The following is a 20,488-nucleotide window of genomic DNA, read 5'->3' on the forward strand; positions in this document are numbered from 1 at the left end:
CTTGCACGTGCGTGAAGTCGATGATGCGGATGCCTTCAAGAGGTTTCGTCATGATTCGCTCCTTGATGGGTTGCCGTGTGGGCGTGTGTGGGTGTGAAGCTGTGAGCTCGCCTGCGGCTTACTTCTTGGTGGCCGCACGCGTGGGGTTGAGGTTGGTGATGCGGCCGCTCTCGGTGCCGGCCGTCTCGTCGATGACGGCGTTGATCAGCGTGGGCCGGCCGGAAGCGATGGCTTCGCGCATGGCGCGGCCCAGCTCGTCCGGCGTGGTGGCGGTGACGCCGTGGCCGCCGAAGGCCGTCATCATCAAGTCGTAGCGGGCGTCCTTGACGAACACGGTGGGCGCCGGGTCCGCACCACCGGTCTGGTTGACGTCCGTGCCCTTGTAGACGCCGTTGTTGTTGAAGATCACGATGCACACCGGCAGTTGATAGCGGCAGATGGTCTCCACCTCCATGCCGCTGAAGCCGAAGGCGCTGTCGCCCTCGATGGCGATGACGGGCTTGCCCGTGGTCACGGCCGCGGCGACGGCGAAGCCCATGCCGATGCCCATCACGCCCCAGGTGCCCACGTCCAGGCGCTTGCGCGGCTCGTACATGTCCACGATGGAGCGGGCGAAGTCCAGCGTGTTGGCGCCCTCGTTGACCACGATCGCATCCGGCCGCTCCTGCACTACCTTGCGGATCGCGCCCAGCGCGCCGTGGAAGTTCATGGGAAAGGCCTTGGACTCCAGCGTCTGCGCCATCTTGGACAGGTTCTTGTCCTTGCGCTGCGCGATGGCGCCGGTCCACTCGGCCGGCGGCTTCTGCCAGCCGCTGCCCATGCCCGCCAGCAGCGCCGACACGCAGGAACCGATGTCGCCCACCAGCGGCGCGCTGATGGGCACGTTGCTGTCGATCTCGGTGGGAGAGATGTCGATCTGTATGAACTTCTTGGGCTCGGCACCCCAGGTCTTGCCCTTGCCGTGCGACAGCAGCCAGTTCAGCCGCGCACCCACCAGCACCACCACGTCGGCCTCGGCCAGCACGTAAGAGCGGGCGGCAGCCGCCGACTGCACGTGCGTGTCAGGCAGCAGGCCCTTGGCCATGGACATGGGCAGATAAGGGATGCCGCTGCGCTCCACCAGCTCGCGGATTTCCGTGTCCGCCTGCGCATAAGCCGCACCCTTGCCCAGCAGGATCAGCGGCCGCTTGGCGCCCTTGAGCAGCTCCAGCGCACGCGCCACCGTGTCCGGCGCGGGCAACTGGCGCGGTGCCGGGTCCTGAACCTTGACCAGCGAGCGGCGGCCGGCCTCGGCCTCCATGGTCTGCGAGAACAGCTTGGCGGGCAGGTCCAGGTAAACGCCGCCGGGGCGGCCGGAGCACGCCGCGCGGATGGCGCGGGCAATGCCGATGCCAATGTCCTGGGCGTGCAAGACGCGGAAAGCGGCCTTGCAGAAGGGCTTGGCCGCGTTGAGCTGGTCCATCTCCTCGTAGTCGCCTTGGGCCAGGTCCACGATCTCGCGCTCGCTGGAGCCGCTGATCAGGATCATGGGGAAGCAGTTCACCGTGGCGTTGGCCAGCGCGGTGAGTCCGTTGAGGAAGCCGGGGGCCGACACCGTGAGGCAAATGCCGGGCTTTTGCGTGAGGAAGCCCGCGGCGGCGGCCGCGTGGCCCGCGTTCTGCTCGTGGCGGAAGGAGATCACGCGCATGCCCTCGGCTTGGGCCAGCCGCGTGAGGTCGGTGATGGGAATGCCGGGCAGACCGAAAATGGTGTCGATGTCGTTGAGCTTGAGCGCGTCTATGACCAGGTGGAAGCCGTCGGTGAGCTGCTCCTGCTGCTGCTCCACCACCGGCGCCGCGGCCTGCACGCCGGTCTCCGCCAGGGTGGCCACGGGTGCCACGCGGGTGGCCGGGGACTTCTCGATGACGCTGGACATGTCTTATTCCTCGTGCTTCAAAAGGTGGCTGTTGGGGTCGCCGTGGTGGCTGAGATCAGTACCGGGCTTGGAGAAACTTTCACCCGGCGCTGCGATTTGTTCCATTGACTGCGGTCAATTTTCAGAAATTGACCACTTCGTGGTTAGCGCACCCAATGGTGCATTGGTGCCCTGGAAGGAGGGCATTGGGGAGCGGGCCCGTGCGCAGCCGGCGAGTGGTTCAGAGTAGGCTGCGCACGGGTGAGCAGGGGCCGTGGTCAGGCGGCTCCCGCGAAGGACTTGCCATCCTTCGTCTGCTGCACTTCCGCTGCCGCGCGGGCCTGGTCGATGAACTTGCGGCGCATGGGGCGCAAGACGAACCAGGCCATCAGCGCGGCCACCGCGTTCATCACGGCCGCCACGGTGAATACCGTTTCCCAGCTGCCGCTGGACGTCACCAGCACGCTGGACAGCGGCACCAGCAGCGAGGCCGTGCCTTTGGCGGTGTAGAGCATGCCGGCGTTGGAGGCGGCAAACTTGGAGCCGAAGGTGTCGGCACAGGTGGAGGGGAACAGGCTGTAGATCTCGCCCCAAGCGAAGAACACGAGGCCCGTGAAGAGCACGAAGGCCAGCGGGTTGTGGCCCATGTGGTACAGGCCCAGGATGCTGATGGTTTCGATGGTGAACGCGAAGAACATGGTCTGCTCACGGCCGATCTTGTCCGACACCCAGCCGAAGAAGGGGCGCGTCAGGCCGTTGAGCACGCGATCGATGGCCATGGCGAAGGTCAACGCGGGCAGGGCCAGGCCCATGATGCTCACGGGCACGTCGGCGATCTTGAAGTCCTTGGCGATGGGCGCGAGCTGCGCCGTGGCCATCAAGCCGCCAGCCGCCACCATCACGAACATCAGGTACATCACCCAGAACACCGGCTTGCGCACCACTTCCGTGGGCGCGTAGTCGCGGCGCGACTGCTGCAGGTTGGTGGCCATGGTCTTGACCGTCTTCATGACCTTGTTCGGGTCCAGCAGGCACAGCGCCAGCAGCATGGTGGCAATGCCTTGGCCGATGCCGAAGTAGAAGAAGGCCGCTTCGTAGCCCTGCGACTTGATCATCGCCGTGATGGGCAGGATGGTCAGCGCCGAGCCCGCGCCAAAGCCCGCGGCCGTCATGCCTGCGGCCAGGCCTCGGCGGTCAGGGAACCACTTGAGCGCGTTGCCCACGCAAGTGCCGTACACCGCGCCGGCACCGACGCCGCTGACGGCCGCGGCGAAATACAGCAGGGTCAGGCTGTCGGCGTAGGAGTTCATCACCCAGCCGATGCCACAGAGTGCGCCACCACCCAGCACCACGGGGCGCGGGCCAAACTTGTCCACCAGGTAGCCTTCAACGGGCACCAGCCAGGTTTCCGTGAGCACGAAGATGGTGAAGGCGATTTGAATGGCCGCCCGGGACCAGCCGTACTTGTCGGCAATGGGGTTGACGAATAGCGTCCATCCGTATTGAAGGTTGGCGATCATCGCCATGCAGACGATGCCTATGAGCAGCTGTCCCCATCGGAACATTGGGCCGCGAGCGATGTCTGGCGTGGCTTGGGAAGCCGGAAACTGCGGGTTCATTGGGTTGCACTCCTCGGTGTTGGAGCCGTTGGTGGCGGGAGCCAATGTCGGATTTGCACCCCCAAAAAACTCTTGACTGCGGTCAATAACCCAAAAACTCGGATAGGCGGTTTCCCTAGGTTCCTAAGTCACGTTGCACAACACCCGGGAGAACCCACGGGGAACCCGCCTTCAGAGGTACACCTTCAAATCACTTGCGACGATGTTCGCAGTGCAGAAGGTGTTTTTCGCTTTGTAGTTGCCTATACAACTTACGTCAGACGCGCTTGTCTGCGCCGGCTTGCGCTTTTCATGCCGTGCCTGCAATGGCCCGCGCGCTCGTCACCCGGGTATTTGCTGCAGCGCAGTAAACAGGTCTCGACCCGGGAATATCAGCCCATGTCAGTGCTTTCCCTTGATTTCCGAAAATTGATCGCAGTCAACGGCCGAATTCGCAGGCCCCTTGGATAGTCCGCCCAACCACAGGCCACCAGGGGACATCGAATGAACCAGACCGATTCCTACGACCGGCAAGCCGTCGGCAGGGTTCTCGCGGAACGCGCCGGCCTGCACGGCCCGCTGATGCCGGTGCTGCACGGCGTGCAGGAGGCGCTGGGCCACGTGCCGCAACAGGCCGTGGCGCAGATCGCGCAGGCGCTGAACCTCTCGCGCGCCGAGGTGCATGGCGTGCTCACCTACTACCACCACTTTCGATCCGAGCCGCCCAAGGGCCCGGTCCTGCAGGTCTGCCGCGCCGAGGCCTGCCGCAGCGTCGGCGGCGAGCAGCTCCTCTCCCACGCGCAGCACTGCGGCGCGCACTGTGAAGTCGAGCCCGTGTACTGCCTGGGCCTGTGCGCCATGGCGCCGGCCGTCATGCTGGAAGGCCAGCCCTATGGCCGCATGAGTTCGGCCAAGCTCGATGAACTGCTGGACGACGTGGGAGGCGCGCGATGAGCCCCGTGAACGCCAACGCTGGCCAAGCCGCCATGAACGCCAACGCCGCCACCACCATCTACGTCTCCCGCGACGCCGCCGCCCTGGCCGCCGACGCGGACCTCGTGGCCTGCTCCATCGCCGCGCAGGCCGGCGCCGCGGGGGTGCCCGTGCGCATCCTGCGCAACGGCTCGCGCGGGCTGCTGTGGCTGGAAACGCTGGTGGAAGTGCAAACGCCCGCCGGCCGCATCGCCTACGGCCCCGTGCAGCCGCAGGACGTGCGCTCCCTCTTCGAAGCCGGGCTGCTGCAAGGCGGCGAGCACCCGTTGCGCCTGGGCCCCGTGGAAGAGCTGCCCGCCTTCAAGCGCCAGCAGCGCCTGACCTTCGCCCGCTGCGGGCTCAACGACCCACTGGCGCCCGTGCCCTGGCAGGGCCTCAAGGCGGCACTGGCCATGCCGGGCACGGACATCGTGCAGCAGGTGCTGGACTCCGGCCTGCGCGGGCGCGGCGGCGCGGCCTTCCCCGCCGGCATCAAGTGGCGCACCGTGGCCCAGGCGGCCTCCGACACCAAGTACGTGGTCTGCAATGCGGATGAGGGCGACTCCGGCACCTTCGCCGACCGCATGCTCATGGAAGGCGACCCCTACCTGCTCATCGAAGGCATGGCCATCGCCGCGCTGGCCGTGGGCGCCTCGCTGGGCTTCATCTACATCCGCTCCGAGTACCCGCATGCGGTGCGCACCTTCACGGCCGCCGTGCAGGCCGCGCGCGAGGCGGGCGTGCTGGGCAAGTCCATACTGGGTTCCGGCATCGCGTTTGACATCGAGGTGCGCGTGGGCGGCGGCTCCTACGTCTGCGGCGAGGAGACGGCCATGCTGGAGAGCCTGGAGGGCAAGCGCGGCATCGTCCGCGCAAAGCCGCCGCTGCCGGCCCTGAGCGGCCTCTTCGGCCAGCCCACCGTCATCAACAACGTGCTGACCTTCGCGGCCGTGCCCACCATCCTGGAGCACGGCGCCGCCTTCTACCGCGACTTCGGCGCCGGCCGCTCGCGCGGCACCTTGCCCTTCCAGCTCGCGGGCAACGTCAAGCGCGGCGGCCTGTTCGAGCTGCCCTTTGGCCTGAGCCTGCGCGAGCTGGTGTTCGACATCGGCGGCGGCACGGCCAGCGGCCGGCCGGTGAAGGCCATACAGGTGGGCGGTCCGCTGGGCGCCTACGTGCCGCAGTCCCAGTGGGACCTCCCGCTGGACTACGACGCCTACTCGGCCCAGGGCCTGGTGCTGGGCCATGGCGGCGTGGTGGTGCACGACGACTCGGTGGACATGGCGCAGATGGCGCGCTTTGCCATGGAGTTCTGTGCCGCCGAGAGCTGCGGCAAGTGCACGCCCTGCCGCATCGGCTCCACGCGCGGCGTGGAAGTGATAGACCGTATCGTCCGCAACCACAACCGGCCTCAGCAGGTGCGGCTGCTGCGCGACCTGTGCGACACCATGCTGGCCGGCAGCCTGTGCGCCATGGGCGGCATGACGCCCTACCCCGTGCTCTCCGCGCTCGACCACTACCCGCGCGACTTCGGCCTGCTCGGCGACGACGAGCAAGCGGCCTGAGCCCGACAGAACAAGCCTCAACCCTGATCCAGGAATTCCGGGAGCCCCGACATGCTGCCTCATGACGACGTGGACTACGGCACGCCCAAGCGCGCCTCGGACCAGCAGGTGACGCTGGAAATCGACGGCCAGGCCGTCACCGTGCCCGCGGGCACCTCGCTGATGCGCGCGGCCATCGAAGCCGGCGTGTCCGTGCCCAAGCTGTGCGCCACCGACAGCCTGGAGCCCTTCGGCTCCTGCCGGCTGTGCCTGGTGGAGATCGAGGGCCGGCGCGGCTTCCCGGCCTCGTGCACCACGCCGGCCGAAGCCGGCATGAAGGTGCGCACGCAAAGCGACAAGCTTCAGAAGCTGCGCCACGACGTGATGGAGCTCTACATCTCCGACCACCCGCTGGACTGCCTCACCTGCGCCGCCAACGGCGACTGCGAGCTGCAGGACATGGCGGGCACGGTGGGCCTGCGCAACGTGCGCTACGGGATGGAGGGCAAGAACCACTTGGGCGCGGCCAAGGACGAGTCCAACCCCTATTTCACCTACGACGCCAGCAAGTGCATCGTCTGCAACCGCTGCGTGCGCGCCTGCGAGGAGACGCAGGGCACGTTCGCCCTCACCATCTCCGGCCGCGGCTTCGACAGCCGCGTCTCGCCGGGGCAGGACCAGGCCTTCATGGACAGCGAGTGCGTGAGCTGCGGCGCCTGCGTGCAGGCCTGTCCGACGGGCACGCTGCAGGACAAGAGCGTGGTCGCGCTGGGCATGCCGACCAAGAGCGTCGTCACCACCTGCGCCTATTGCGGCGTGGGCTGCGGCTTCAAGGCCGAGGTCAAGGGCGAGCAGGTGGTGCGCATGACGCCGTGGAAGGACGGCCAGGCCAACGACGGCCACTCCTGCGTCAAGGGCCGCTTCGCCTGGGGCTATGCCACGCACAAGGACCGCATCACCAAGCCCATGGTCCGCGAGCGCATCACCGACCCGTGGCGCGAGGTGAGCTGGGACGAGGCCATCGCGCACGCCGCGTCCGAGTTCAAGCGCATCCAGGCCCGGCACGGCCACGACGCCGTGGGCGGCATCACCTCCAGCCGCTGCACCAACGAGGAGGCCTACCTCGTGCAAAAGCTCATACGCGCGGCCTTCGGCAACAACAACGTGGACACCTGTGCCCGCGTGTGCCACTCGCCCACCGGCTACGGGCTGGGCCAGACCTTCGGCACCTCGGCCGGCACGCAGACCTTCAAGTCCGTCGAGCAGTCCGACGTGATCATGGTCATAGGCGCCAACCCGACCGATGCGCACCCGGTGTTCGCCTCACGCATGAAGAAGCGCCTGCGCGAGGGCGCGAAGCTGATCGTGGTGGACCCGCGGCGCACAGACCTCGTGGCCTCGCCGCACGTGGCGGCCGACTTCCACTTGCAACTGCGCCCGGGCACCAACGTGGCGCTGGTGACGGCGCTGGCGCACGTGATCGTTACCGAGGGGCTGCTCGACGAGCTCTTCATCGCCGAGCGCTGCGAGGACCGCAGCTTCCGGCAGTGGCGCGAGTTCGTGGCGCGGGCCGACAACTCGCCGGAGGCGACCGAAGCCGTCACGGGCGTGCCGGCGCGGGAGGTGCGCGGTGCCGCGCGGCTGTACGCCACGGGCGGCAACGCCGCCATCTATTACGGCTTGGGCGTGACCGAGCACGCGCAGGGCTCGACCATGGTCATGGGCATCGCCAACCTCGCCATGGCCACGGGCAACGTGGGCCGCGAGGGCGTGGGCGTGAACCCGCTGCGCGGCCAGAACAACGTGCAGGGCTCTTGCGACATGGGCAGCTTCCCGCACGAGCTGCCGGGCTACCGCCACGTGTCCGACAGCACCGTGCGCGCCGAGTTCGAGGCCGCCTGGGGCGTGGCGCTCTCGGCCGAACCGGGGCTGCGCATCCCCAACATGTTCGATGCGGCGCTGGAAGGCTCGTTCAAGGGCCTGTATGTGCAGGGCGAGGACATCGTGCAGTCCGACCCCAACACCCAGCACGTGACGGAGGCCCTCTCGCGCCTGGAGTGCCTGGTGGTGCAGGACATCTTCCTCAACGAGACGGCCAAGTACGCCCACGTCTTCCTGCCCGGCTCCAGCTTCCTGGAAAAGGACGGCACCTTCACCAACGCCGAGCGGCGCATCTCGCGCGTGCGCAAGGTCATGAAGCCGCTGGGCGGCCTGGCCGACTGGGAAGTCACCGTGAAGCTGGCCGAGGCGCTGGGCTACCCCATGCCCTACGCGCACCCCTCGCAGGTGATGGACGAGATCGCGCGCCTCACGCCCAGCTTCCGCGGCGTGAGCTACGCCAAGCTGGACAAATTGGGCAGCGTGCAGTGGCCCTGCAACGAGGACACGGCCGAGGCCGGCACGCCCACCATGCACGTCGACGGCTTCGTGCGCGGCAAGGGGCGCTTCGTGATCACGCAGTACGTGGCCACGGCCGAGAAGGTCACGCGCCGCTTCCCGCTGGTGCTCACCACGGGGCGCATCCTCAGCCAGTACAACGTCGGCGCGCAGACCCGGCGCACCGACAACAACCGCTGGCACGACGAGGACAGGCTGGAGATCCATCCCCACGACGCCGAGGAGCGCGGCCTGCGCGAGGGCGACTGGGTCGGCATCACCAGCCGCGCGGGCGAGACGGTGCTGCGCGCGGTGCTGAGCGAGCGCATGCAGCCCGGCGTGGTCTACACCACGTTCCACTTCCCCGAGTCCGGCGCCAACGTCATCACCACCGACAGCTCCGATTGGGCCACCAACTGCCCCGAGTACAAGGTGACCGCGGTGCAGGTGAGCAAGGTGGCGCAGCCCTCCGAATGGCAGCGCGGCTACGAGGCGTTCAACCGGCAGCAACTGGACGCGCTGGAGCGCCGCGGCGAAGCTGCCGCCGCCGAAGCCGCCCTGGTGATGGGGAAATGACATGGGCGCCGCCGACTTCATGACGCATCCCGGCGCCCGCCGCCTGCAGGCCCTGCGCTGCCAGGGCGGCGTGGCCAGCGTGGTGGGCGACGACGTGGCCGACGAGGTGCCCGTGGCGCTGCAGTTCAACGGCATCTCGCACGCCGTGATGCTGGCCACGCCGCTGGACCTGGAAGACTTCGCCTACGGCTTCTCGCTCAGCGAAGGCCTGGTGGACCATGCCAACGACATCCATGACCTGGAGATCGAGGCGGTGGACCGCGGCGTGGTGGTGCACGTGGAGATCGCCAGCCGCTGCCTCACCCGGCTGAAGGAGCGCCGCCGCACCCTGGCCGGGCGCACCGGCTGCGGGCTGTGCGGCACGGAGAGCCTGGCGCACGCCCTGCCGCGCTGCGACCGGCGCGTGGCGCCCATGGCGCTGGAGGCCTCATCGGTCGCCTGCGCCCTGGCCGCCATGCGTGCGCACCAAGTGCTGCAGGGCGCCACGGGCGCCACGCATGCCGCTGCATGGTGCGGGCCCAGCGGCGAGCTGTGGCGGCTGCGCGAGGACGTGGGCCGCCACAACGCACTGGACAAGCTCATAGGCGCCCTGGCCCGCGGCCGGGTGGACGCGTCCGCCGGCTTCTTCGCCGTCACCAGCCGCGCCAGCTACGAAATGGTCCAGAAAACCGTGTGCGCCGGCGTGGGCACCCTGGCGGCCATTTCCGCGCCCACGGCGCTGGCGGTGGACACGGCGCAGGAGGCGGGCCTGTGCCTGATCGGCTTTGCGCGCGGGCGCGACTGGATGGCCTACAGCGCGGCGAGCCGTTTGAACATCACGCCGCTGGCGGCCTGAAATTAGGAGCCATTGAAATGAACGGACACCGCAGCACGGACAACCTGGTGCGCATGGCCAACAGCATTGGCGATTTTTTCAATGCCATGCCGGACCAAGAGGAAGCACGTCGCGATCTTGCGATGCATATACAGCGCTATTGGGAGCCGAGGATGCGCAGCGGCCTCCTGCGGCACCTGGAAAACCACCAGGGGGAAGGCCTTCAGGAAATAGTGCTGGTGACGCTGAGACAATATCGAGCCGAATTGGGCTGACACGCCGGACACGGCGTGCAGCAATTACAGCAATTTCAGTACTGCACCAATATCGTCACGCGCCGGTTCGCCGCATACGCTTCCGGCGTATCGCCCAGCGCCGCCGGCACGTTGTCGGCCCGCCCCATGGAGGCCAGCCGATAAGGCTCGATGCCATGCTCCACCAAATAGCGCACCACCACACCGGCACGCGCCGAGGACAACTCCCAGTTGGATTCGAAGCGGCCGTTGGATATCGGCTGGCTGTCGGTATGGCCTTGCACCAGGATATTGTTGCGCGGCACGTCCTTCAGCGCTTTCGTGACGCTCTTGAGTACCGGCAGCGCGGCGGGCAGGAGCCGCGCATCGCCCGAGGCAAACAGCAGCCGGGCATTCAGCGATATTTCCACGCCGGCGGCAGTGCGTGAGAGTTTCACGTCGCTGTTGTCACCCAGCGCCGTCAAATTTTCCATCAGCGCCGCGGCCTTTTCATCCTGCGTGTTTTGAGCGGCGACATTCTGGGTGGCCTGGGTTTTGTCTTGCCGCACCAGGTCGCTCATCACGACGTCCTTGTTTTTCACGAGCTGCAGGGCGTACAGCATCATGAACATCACCATCAGCAAGGTAATGAAATCGGCATAGGAAACCAGCCAGCGCTCGGAGCCGGATTCCTCCTCGTCGTGCTGTTCCTTGGGTCGCCAGCCGCGGTCGCCAATGGCCGTGAATGGCGCTTCCGGCTGGGTTTGCAGCAATTGGGACACCGTGGCCGCCGCCTTGGCGGGACTCACGGTCGGGGGGGTCGGCGCGGGTGTGCCGGCGTCCTGCGTGGCCATGGCGGGAATCTCCAGAATCAGGCCAGCACTTCGTCGGCGCGCTGCCGCACGTCACCCACCAGGCGGGTTTCTATCGTCTTGGGCGATTCCTTGCGGGAAATGGCCAGGATCCCATCCAGATACAGCTTCCGGTAACGCAGCTCGTTATCGATCTGGGCCTTGATTTTTCCGTACACCGGCAGGTAGGCCAGATTGGCCAGGCCCACGCCATACAGCGTGGCCACGAAAGCCACTGCAATACCCTTGCCCAATTCGACGGGCTCGGTGATGTGGCTGGTCATTTGAATCAGGCCCAGCACGGCGCCCACGATGCCGAAGGTGGGCGAATATCCGCCGGCCTGGTGCCAGATTTTCGCAGCCGCCGTCTGGTTGCGCTCATACGCTTCCAGCTCACGGCGCAGCGCATCGTCGATCACCGGCGTGGGCACGCCGTTGGCCAGCAATTGCAGCCCCCGTGCGGCAAATTGGCTGATGCCGGCCGTATCCACGTTTTCCAGGCCCAGCATGCCTTCCATCTTGGCCTTGCGGCCCCATTCCAGCAGTTGCGCCAGGCTGTCACGGTCCACGGGCTTGGGCGAGGAAAATACCCAGCGCAGTTGTTTGACGCCGTCGAAAAACCGGATCCAGGTGTTCTGGATCATCACCGCGCCCAAGGTGCCGCCGACCACGATCAACAGCGCCTCGGTCTGCAGCAGCACCAGCAGGTTGCCGCCTTCCAGGGCAAAACCCGTCCCTATGGCGGCCAGCGCCACCAGCGCGCCGACGATGGTCAAGAAATCCATGGCGGGTACTTCCTATGTTGTCTGCTGCTCTTTATCGGCGCCGCCGTGGAGAACTGAAACCCGCCGGCGTCAGTAGGGCGAGGCCGGCTCCGCCGCCTGCGCCGGCGCACCGGGCGGGCGGCGCAGCGCCTTCACGGCTTCGAGCACGGTCTGCTCGACCTGCTCGGCCTCGTAGGGATCCCCGCCATCGCTCTGTGCCACGATCTTTTCGATTTCCTCGCGCTTGGACTTGGACAGGCAGCCGTACAGCTTGGTCAGCAATTCCTTGTCGCTGATCTGCTGGAACAGTTTGGCCAGGTCGAATTCGTCAACACCATTGAGCACATCGAACAAAATGCGCTTGTCCACGTACAGCAGATCGTCCACCGATTCGAGCTGACCCCGGTTCTGGCGCTTGGCGAAATAATCCCGGCCCTTTTCCGAGATGAAGCGCAGCACCTCGGTGCGGCTGAAATTGAAGACGTCTTCGGCAATTTCCGCGGCGGCCAGCTTCTTGAGAAGCTGGTTGCGCTCCACGCCGGTGAGGGTTTCGAGGTCGTCCAGGCCTATGAGCTCCAGCTCCCCTTGGAGCCGGCCGTCGAAATTGTGCTTGGCCAGCTCCTGCGCGCGGGTGACGATGGCCGTGGGGTGGAAAGAGAGCGTCTGCGCGGCGGAAACGACGCCGTCGGCATTGGCGTCCAGGCTCACGCTGCCGTTGTTGAGCGAGATGAGGTTGAGCATGGCCATGCGCTTGAGCGTGGCGGCCACGTGGCGGCGGGAGTGCCCGGTGACGTCGCGAATCCGTCTGATCACGTCCGCCACGGGCAGGTTGGGCTCGCCCTCCCGCTCGCGGCGCGCGGCGCGCGCGGGCGCATCGGCCGCCCCCATGAGCGCAAGGATGTGGGCACAGCTCAGGATGTCGGACTGGCGCTGGATGTTCTCGTGGCCGGCGAGCTGCTCGTCCTTCTTCATGGCCGCCTGTATCAGCGAGCGCAGCATGTGGCGCAGGAAGCTCGGGATGCCCTCCATGGCGACCTTCACCGCCGCCGCTTCCACCACCTGCAGCTCGCAATAGCTCAAGGCCCGCGCGGTATAGCGCCGCGGCTCGGACGACACCAGCACGTCCTCGCCGAAAAACTGCCCCTTGCCCAGCGTGCCCAGGACGATACGAATGTCGTCGCGCGTGATGGAAATTTCGACCTGGCCATCCTTGATGACGAAAATCGCAGGCAGGCCCATATATCCCTCGGAGAGTATGACTTCTCCTGGAGATACTTTTTTCACGTGCGTCGTGACCGGTTTCACCCAACCCTCCAAAATCAACCAACCCAATCAATGCAGTGGCGACCTGCCAGGTGGGCGTTGACCGGCAACCCGGAAACGGCCTGATGAATTTGTCGCCCGGAAACCTTGAGCTTCCGGAGAAAAACAACCTGAAAACAGCCGCAGGAGAGTTCCTGCATTGCCCAGGGCAACGTTGAAAAGGCTCTCCAGCACTTTCCGCATCGCGCCGCTACTCCCAGCGCCAGCGGATTCCACGACCCCTAGGATGGGTCTGGACTATACACGGCGGTTACTTTATGTCATACGTAGAGTGTTAAAGGATCGTGTATATGCCGCAGTTTCCCGAGCGGCAAGTCAATGCCGGTCCTGACCGGGCTCACGCCCGCGCCGCGCACCAGCCCAGGAAATCGTCGGCCGGCAGCGGGCGGCTGATGCAGTAGCCCTGCGCCATGTCGCAGTGCAGCGCGGCCAGCTCCTCCAGCGTCGCGTCGTCCTCCACCCCTTCGGCCACCACCTGCAGGTGCAGGCTGTGGGCCAGCTCTATGGTGGAGCGGACGATGGCGGTGGAGCCGTCGTCGTGCTGCATGGCCGCCACGAAGGACTGGTCGATCTTGATCGCGTCCACCGGCAGCCGCTGCAGGTAGGACAGCGACGAGTAGCCCGTCCCGTAGTCGTCGATGGCCAGGCGCAGGTCCAGCCGCTTGAGCCGCGCCAAGGTCTCCAGCGCGGCGGTGGGGTCCTGCATGAGCGCGCTCTCGGTGAGCTCGAATTCGATCCAGTCCGGTTCCGCCCCCCAGGTGGCCAGCGCATGCTCGATGCGCTCCAGCAGGCGGGGGTCGTGCAGGTCGCGCGCGGAGAGGTTGACCGACAGCGGCTGCGCGCGCCGCCCCTGCTCGTGCCAAGCGTGGCTTTGGCGCAGCGTGGCGTCCAGCATCCAGAAGGTCAGCGGCGTGATCAGTCCCGTCTGCTCGGCCAGCTTGATGAAGCTGCCCGGGTTCACCTGGCCCAGGCGCGGGTGGTTCCAGCGCACCAACGCCTCGGCGCCGCAGACCTCGCCGGAGGCCATGTGCATCTTGGGCTGGCAATAGAGCATGAGCTCGTCGCGCTCTATGGCGCCGCGCAGCTCGCTCATGAGCGCCATGCGCTGTGCGGACTCGCGGTCCAGCCCCATCTTGAACACCGCCACGGGCGAGCCCGCGCCGCGCGCCTGCATGAGCGCGATGCCGCTGCGCCGGATGAGCATCTCGGCGTCCGCGCCGTGGCCCGGGTACAGGCTGATGCCGGCACTGGCGCGCGCGTCCAGCAGGAAGGCCGACATGTCCACCGGCTCGTCCAGCGCCGCCACGCACTGCTGCGCCACCCGGCAGGCGGCCTCGGCACCGGCGCGCGGCAGCAGCAGGGCGAACTCGGCCTCGGTGAGCCGGCCCAAGAGCCCGCCCTCGCCCACCACGGCCTGCAGCCGCTGCGCCGCGGCGCGCATCAGGCGGTCCACCTCGGTGCTGCCCAGGGCCTCGTTGACCTCGCGCAGGTGCATGAGGCCCACGCGCACCACGGCCAGCGGCCGGCGCTCCTCGCGCGCGGCGGCAATGGCGTCCTCCAGCAGCTCGCGCAGCCGCGCCTGGTTGGGCAGCCGCGTCACGGCGTCGAAGTAGGCCATGCGGCGGATGGTTTCCTCCGCCGCCGCGGCCTTGACGCGGTGGCGCAGCGCCGCCAGCCCAAAGCCCAAGTCCACGGCGGTGGCCAGGAGCAGTTGCACCTCCTTGTCGTCGAAGGCGTCGGTCTCCGCGGCCAGGATGTGGAAGGAGCCCGTGAGCACGCCGTCCACGCGCAGCGGCAGCACCACCACCGAGCCGTAGCCGCGCTCGCGTGCGTCCTTCCGGAAGGGGTAGTCGGGGTCGTGCACCACGTCGCGCAGCACCATGGGTTCGCCCGCCTCCATGCGCTCGGCCAGGGTGCGCCCCAGGCGGCTGGTGTTCCAGTTGCGCCGCAGCGAGAGAAAACCCTCTTCCAGCCCGGCGTGGGCCATTGGGCACAGGGTCAGCGCCTCGTCCTGCTGCAGGTAGCCCACCCAGGCCAGCCGGTAGCCGCACTCCTGCACCGCCACACGGCAGACCTCCTGCAGCAGCGCCGCCTCGTCGGCGGCCTGCGCCAGCGCGTGGTTGACCGCCGCGCGCACCCGCAGCGCGCGGTTGAGATGGCGCACCTCGGCTTCGGCCTGCTCGCGCCGCCGGCGCAGGCGCAGGATTTCCAGGCCGAAGGCCAGGTCGTCGGCCACCTCGTCCAGGATGCGGCGCTCGCGCCCGTCGAACGCGTCAGGCTCCGGCGCCGCGATGGTGAGCGCGCCGAAGATCTCGCCTTCTATGCGCAGCGGCAGCGACAGCACCGAGCCCAGCCCCCAGCGCCGCGAGAAGTCGCGCCAGAACGGCGGGAAGTCGCCGCCCTGCGCGTCGTTGATGAGGTGGGGCTGCCCGGTGCTGATGGCCAGCCCCGTGGCGCTGTGGCCGCGCTCGCTGTCGTTCCAGCGCAGCGCGTGCATGTCGGCCTCGTCCAGCGGAATGCCGGCCTGCGCCAGCAGCGTGACGGTCTTGTCCTCGTCGTGCTCGGCGCGGCCGATGCGCGCCATGCGGTAGCCCGCCTCCTCCACCACCACGCGGCAGATTTCGCGCAGCAGCGCATCCTCGCTGCGCGCACGCAGCAGGGCACGGTTGCAGCCGGAGAGCGTGCGCAAGGCGCGCTCCAGGCGTTCGAGCTCCTCAAGGCCGGATCGGTTCTTCTGCATCGCTTCCCCGCCGCGGGCGGCCATTGGGCCGATGCATGCATCTACACCTTGCGCGCGCTTTCGTCACCTGCCGCGGTGTACTCAAGCGCTGCGGCTGTAACGGCCGGCAGCGCCCAGCGGCTCGCCGGCCGGCATCCCGGGCACGCAAGACGCGGATCGTCAACACTTCGTGAATCGAGACTCCACGGCATAGGGCTTGGTTTTACGTTCCGTGTTCCTTAGGCTGGAGGCCGTTTTCTTGATCTGCATCAGGCCGCCCTTTGAACCCCTCCTCCCGCGCCCTGCATGGCATAGGGCTGCTGCTGCTGGCAGTGGCCTGCTTCGCCACCCTGGACGCCACCACCAAGCTCATCAGCACCGGCGTGCCGCTGGCCATGGCGCTGTGGGTGCGCTACCTGTTCCAGGCGGTGTCCACGAGCGTGGTGCTGCTGCCCACGCGCGGGAAGACGCTGTTTCACACCCGGCGCCCGGGCCTGCACGCGCTGCGCGCGCTGCTGCTGCTGTCGTGCAGCGCCTTCGCTTTCATGAGTTTCAAGCACATGCCGGTGGGCGAGGTCACGGCCATCGTGATGCTCACGCCGCTGGTGATGACGCTCGTTGCCGCCACCGCGCTGCGCGAGCGCATCTCGCCGGCGCGCTGGCTGTGCGCGGGCGGCGGCTTCGCAGGCGCCCTGGCCGTCATACAGCCCGGCAGCGACGTGTTCGACTGGACGCTGCTCATGCCCTTGGGCGCGCTGGCCACCAACACCGGCTTCCAGATCGTCACCAGCCGCCTGGCGCGCACCGACGACCCGGGCACCATGCATTTCTATACCGGCGCCGTGGGCGCGCTGGTGGCCAGCGCGGCGCTGCCCTTCGCCTGGCAGCCGCTGGGCTCCGGCGTGCTGTGGGCGCTGCTGCTGCTGGTGGGCCTGGTCAGCACGGTGGGGCACTTCCTGCTCATCCTGGCCTACCGCCGCGCGCCGGTGGCGCTGCTCACGCCCTGGCTGTATGCGCAGATCGGCTTTGCAACGCTGGCGGGCTGGCTGGTGTTCCGCCACGCGCCCGACGCGCTGGCGGTGGGCGGCATCGCCGCCATCGCGGCCTGCGGCGCGCTGGGCACTTGGCTCAGCGGGCGCGAGCACGCCGCGCGGCTGGCGGGCGCGGGCAGCGCCTGCCGCGCCTGAAGCGACTGCAGTCGCTGAAACGCTGGCCCTCGCGAGCGGCCGCCTTCAGCCTGCGCTACCCGCGCCGCCGAGCGCGTAGGGCCCGCGCGTCAACTGCTCCCGCAGGAAGGCCACGCACACGCGCACCTTGGCCGACTGGCTGGAGCGCAGCGGCGTGACGCCCCACACGTCGGCCGGGTGGCTGTAGGCGGGCAGCACGCGCACCAGCTCGCCGCCGGCCAGGCTGGCGGCCACGTCCCAGTCCGAGGCCAGCAGGATGCCGTGCCCGTCCCGCGCCCACACGCGCACGATGTCGGCGTTGTTGGAGGCCAGCGCGCCGCTGACCTTCACCGTCTCCAGCCCGTTTGGGCCGTTGAGCCGCCACACGCCAAAGGGCAGGTCGCGCTCGCGCAGCAGCAGGCACTCGTGCTGCGCCAGGTCGGCCAGCGTCTTGGGGTGGCCCATGCGCTGCAGGTAGCTGGGCGCGGCGCACAGCATGCGAAACGCAGGAACGATGCGGTGCGCCACCAGGTGCGGCTCGTGCACCTCGCCCACGCGCAGGTCCAGGTCGATGTCCTCGGCGATCAGGTCCACCTGGCGGTCCACCACCTCCAGCCAGATGTCCAGCCCCGGATGCCGCCGCGCCAGCAGCGACAGCGCCGGCGCCACGTGGCGCCGCCCAAGGCGAAAGCCGCTGCTGATGCGCAGCGCCCCGCGCGGCTCGGCCTTGCCGCCGGCCACCGTCTCGCCCAGGCGGCCCACCTCCTCCAGGATCTGCTGCGCGGAGCGAAACACCGCTTCGCCGTCCTCGGTCACCGACACGCGGCGCGAGGCGCGGTGAAACAGGCTCACGCCCAGCGACCGCTCCAGGATCGCGATGCGCTTGCTCACGAAGGCCGGCGACGTGCCCAGCTCCTTGGCCGTGGCGGCAAAGCTGCCCCGGCGCGCCGCCAGGCAAAAAACGCGCAGGTCATCGAGGTGGAAGGAGAGGCTCACGGTGCCGGCATTTTAGGCGAGGCGCCGGCACCGGCCGCCCGCCGGCCAGGCCGCTGCCGCGGGCACGGAAAAATTTCTGCCACGAGCCCTCATCTTGCTTTGCGCAGCGCCGATGAGCAGGGCAAGGGCAGGACGGCAATGCAGCACCGCCACCTGCGCCCAGCGCAGAGCGCGGCGTCACGCAGCGCGGCCAACCGCATCCACAGCGGGTTGCCGTCGGCCAATAGTTGCGAACTCAACAAGGAGGACAAGATGCTGAACCTCAACCGGCGACAGGCCATGTCCACGCTGTCGGCGCTCATGCTGGCCGGCTGCGGCGGCGGGGAAGACAGCGGCCTGGACCTCTCCATGCCCGCGTCCGGCACCACGGCGGCGCCCCTGGCCACCGAGCAGGCCAAGGAAGTCGCCGGCAACACGCCGGCGCAGACACCGCAGGCGCCGCCGCAGTTTTTGTTGTGGGACGCCGGCAGCGGGCCCAGCCGCGACTTCTGGAGCCGCCACCTCGCACTGCCGTGGAAGCACCGCAACACCGGCGACTGGCTGGACGCCCAAGGCCTGCCCCAGGGCGACGTGCCCTGGGCCAGCTTCCCCGTGAGCGGCCAGCCGCGCGTCTACGAGGTGGACATCACCGCGCTGGTACGGCACTGGGTGGACAGCGGCGAGAACCGCGGCGCCTTCCTGCGCGGCAGCGGCACCACGGGCTCCGCCTACGCCATCTGGAGCGGGCGCGAGTCCGAGGTGCCGCCGCAACTGCTGGTCACCACCGACCAGGGCAGCTTCAACTGCGCCGGCATGCTCTGCGGCTTCGACCCCTCCACCTACCGCAGCCCGGACACGCGGCAAAGCGCCACCCACAAGCCCTCGGCCCCCGTCATGGTGCAGTTCGACCTGAGCGCGGTGCAGGGCTCGGTGCAGTCCGCGCTGATGCGGCTCAACTGCCTGCAGGCCAACTACGTGTTCACGGTCAAGGTGTTCGAGGTCGATGCGCCGCGCTTCAATCTCGGCACGGACGGCCAGGCGCCGCGCATGGGCCTGGCGGCCCAGGGCGAGGCGGCGCTGAAGTCGCACCCCTCGGTGCTGCGCTGCGGCGACTTCGGCAACCTCGCGCGCGGCGCGGTGTTCGATGAGGTCCTCACCGACTCGTCGCGCAACCCCTGCCAGCAACTGCCCGACCCCGACGCACCGGGCACGACCATGCTGCGCGGGCAGTTTGTTCCCCAGACCCACGCCTCCTTCCACGCCGTCACGCAGCTCCTGCGCGGCGACGCCGCCGACCCGCTGCGCCCGGCCCTGCCCGCCACGTATGACGAGCTCTACTGCCGGCTGTACTTCATGCTGGAAGACGACTGGAACAGCACCGCGGACGTCCACAAGATCGCCCTGGGCTGGGACCTGCGCATGGGCTGGTGGAACGACTACGCCGGCGGCTACTGGTACTCCATCACCGGCAACGGCGGACGCCGCGGCTCCGGCAAGAAGCACTTCTGGCCCGCAGGCAGCTCCGGCGGCGTGCAGCTCGCCGACCGCTGGGGCTACGACGGCCATTCCGTGCGCCTGTGCGCCGGCATAGACCCCGGCGACGGCAACCCCTACTCGGGGCTGCGCCCGCTGCAGGACTACGTCTACTCGCTGGACCAGCCCAGCGACTACGGCGTGATCGAGCGCTTGGGCAGCGCGGCCATCGCCAAGGGGCGCTGGCACTGCGTGGAGCAGCGCATCAAGATCAATTCCGTCACCGGTCCCTACGACGAGCTGGGCAACGGCGAGTCCGTCCCCGACGGCGAGCTCGACACCTGGCTCGACGGCGTGCTCGTGAGCGAGCGCCGCGGCCTGCGCTGGCGCTGCCACCCCGAGATGGCGCTGCGCGGCCCGTGGATCAACTGGTACTTCGGCGGCCGCGCCCTGCCCGACATGACCATGCACTACCGCATGAACCACTTCGTCCTGGCCACCGAGTACATCGGCCCGCGCGTGGGCTGAACCGGACGGCCGCGCCGCCGGCCCCGGCCGCATCGAGGCCGCCCGCACTGCCGCCACTGCCGCCACTACTGCCACGCCCTGCCAGCCGCGGCAGCCGCATGCCACCCCGCAGGCAGGCCGCGGCCGGCCTGCGGCGCCAAGTGCTTGTCGCGCAAGCACCTGGCGCGGCCAGGGGTCGCTGGCACGTTTCTTGGGGATGTCGGCGCATGAACACCGTCCCCACTCCCGCCCAGGGCGAGGCCGGCGACAGCGGCAAGCCCAAGCTCATCTCGCTGTACCAGCCCCGCAAGAAGATCTACGCCCGCTCGGTGAAGGGGCAGTTCAACCACTGGCGCTGGGCCCTGGTGTGGCTGACGCAGCTCGTCTTCTACGGGCTGCCGTGGCTGATGTGGAACGACCGCCAGGCCGTGCTGTTCGACCTGGGCGCGCGGCGCTTCTTCCTCTTCGGCCTGGTCTTCTATCCGCAGGACCTGATCTACCTCTCGGCGCTGCTCATGGTCTCGGCCTACGGGCTGTTCCTCTTCACCGCCGTGGGCGGCCGGCTGTGGTGCGGCTACGCCTGCCCGCAGACGGTCTACACCGAGATCTTCATGTGGGTGGAACGCAAGTTCGAAGGCGAGCGCACCGCCCGCATCCGGCTGGACGCCGCGCCCTGGGGCGCCGAGAAGCTGCTGCGCAAAAG

At 68.3% G+C, this 20,488-nt stretch carries 15 protein-coding genes; 8 read left to right on the plus strand and 7 right to left on the minus strand.

All coding sequences use genetic code 11. The annotated features are described in order from the left end of the window. Positions 1–118: 118 nt before the first annotated feature. Together oxc and oxlT are read right to left on the minus strand one after the other, a co-directional pair. Positions 119–1,915 carry an oxalyl-CoA decarboxylase gene (oxc, locus tag ALA01S_RS25090; RefSeq protein ID WP_084267929.1) on the minus strand — a complete coding sequence of 599 codons (1,797 nt, stop codon included), beginning with the start codon at positions 1,913–1,915 and terminating at the stop codon, positions 119–121. A gap of 257 nt (positions 1,916–2,172) precedes the next feature. Further along, positions 2,173–3,459, minus strand: a complete 1,287-nt coding sequence (gene oxlT / locus ALA01S_RS25095) for an oxalate/formate MFS antiporter (RefSeq protein WP_169806010.1) — start codon at positions 3,457–3,459, stop codon at positions 2,173–2,175. A gap of 537 nt (positions 3,460–3,996) precedes the next feature. On the opposite strand from oxlT, the gene ALA01S_RS25100 reads away from it, so the two are divergent. From ALA01S_RS25100 to ALA01S_RS25120, 5 genes are read left to right on the plus strand one after another with little or no spacing between them, the layout of a single operon-like run. Further along, positions 3,997–4,446, plus strand: coding sequence for an NAD(P)H-dependent oxidoreductase subunit E (locus ALA01S_RS25100; RefSeq protein ID WP_084267930.1), 450 nt, complete (start codon positions 3,997–3,999; stop codon positions 4,444–4,446). A 32-nt stretch (positions 4,447–4,478) separates the two neighbouring features. Further along, positions 4,479–6,029, plus strand: coding sequence for a formate dehydrogenase beta subunit (locus tag ALA01S_RS25105; protein WP_066342056.1), 1,551 nt, complete (start codon positions 4,479–4,481; stop codon positions 6,027–6,029). A 51-nt stretch (positions 6,030–6,080) separates the two neighbouring features. Continuing rightward, positions 6,081–8,960, plus strand: coding sequence for a formate dehydrogenase subunit alpha (fdhF, locus tag ALA01S_RS25110; protein ID WP_066342045.1), 2,880 nt, complete (start codon positions 6,081–6,083; stop codon positions 8,958–8,960). 1 nt (position 8,961) lies between these two features. Beyond that, entirely contained in the window at positions 8,962–9,795 is an 834-nt protein-coding gene (gene fdhD, locus ALA01S_RS25115; protein WP_066342046.1) for a formate dehydrogenase accessory sulfurtransferase FdhD, read from the plus strand. A gap of 17 nt (positions 9,796–9,812) precedes the next feature. Continuing rightward, the gene (locus tag ALA01S_RS25120; RefSeq protein WP_066342047.1) at positions 9,813–10,049 is read left to right on the plus strand and encodes a formate dehydrogenase subunit delta; all 237 of its coding nucleotides are present in this window, start codon (positions 9,813–9,815) and stop codon (positions 10,047–10,049) included. A 35-nt stretch (positions 10,050–10,084) separates the two neighbouring features. Here ALA01S_RS25120 and ALA01S_RS25125 read toward each other — a convergent pair whose 3' ends face one another. From ALA01S_RS25125 to ALA01S_RS25140, 4 genes are all read right to left on the minus strand, one after another. Continuing rightward, on the minus strand, positions 10,085–10,861 hold the full coding sequence (locus ALA01S_RS25125; protein ID WP_084267931.1) for an OmpA/MotB family protein: 777 nt from the start codon (positions 10,859–10,861) through the stop codon (positions 10,085–10,087). Between the two features lie 17 nt (positions 10,862–10,878). Continuing rightward, positions 10,879–11,643, minus strand: a complete 765-nt coding sequence (locus tag ALA01S_RS25130) for a flagellar motor protein (RefSeq protein WP_066342048.1) — start codon at positions 11,641–11,643, stop codon at positions 10,879–10,881. Positions 11,644–11,712: 69 nt separating this feature from the next. Continuing rightward, complete coding sequence (locus ALA01S_RS25135) at positions 11,713–12,927, minus strand: cyclic nucleotide-binding domain-containing protein (protein WP_169806009.1); 1,215 nt, start codon at positions 12,925–12,927, stop codon at positions 11,713–11,715. A gap of 355 nt (positions 12,928–13,282) precedes the next feature. Then, a complete protein-coding gene (locus ALA01S_RS25140; protein ID WP_066342058.1) occupies positions 13,283–15,685 on the minus strand; it encodes a bifunctional diguanylate cyclase/phosphodiesterase in 2,403 nt (800 codons plus the stop codon). Between the two features lie 260 nt (positions 15,686–15,945). Here ALA01S_RS25140 and ALA01S_RS25145 point away from each other — a divergent pair, with 260 nt between their 5' ends. Further along, positions 15,946–16,851: a DMT family transporter gene (locus tag ALA01S_RS25145; protein WP_066342050.1), complete on the plus strand. Its 906-nt coding sequence runs from the start codon at positions 15,946–15,948 to the stop codon at positions 16,849–16,851. A 45-nt stretch (positions 16,852–16,896) separates the two neighbouring features. Here ALA01S_RS25145 and ALA01S_RS25150 read toward each other — a convergent pair whose 3' ends face one another. After that, positions 16,897–17,826: a LysR substrate-binding domain-containing protein gene (locus tag ALA01S_RS25150; protein WP_066342051.1), complete on the minus strand. Its 930-nt coding sequence runs from the start codon at positions 17,824–17,826 to the stop codon at positions 16,897–16,899. Positions 17,827–17,964: 138 nt separating this feature from the next. On the opposite strand from ALA01S_RS25150, the gene ALA01S_RS25155 reads away from it, so the two are divergent. After that, entirely contained in the window at positions 17,965–19,806 is a 1,842-nt protein-coding gene (locus ALA01S_RS25155; RefSeq protein ID WP_066342052.1) for a hypothetical protein, read from the plus strand. Between the two features lie 206 nt (positions 19,807–20,012). Then, the coding region (locus ALA01S_RS25160) for a 4Fe-4S binding protein (RefSeq protein WP_157119275.1) at positions 20,013–20,488 on the plus strand (476 nt) is incomplete at its 3' end.

Source organism: Azohydromonas lata NBRC 102462 (assembly GCF_001571085.1).
Classification (GTDB): domain Bacteria; phylum Pseudomonadota; class Gammaproteobacteria; order Burkholderiales; family Burkholderiaceae_C; genus Azohydromonas; species Azohydromonas lata.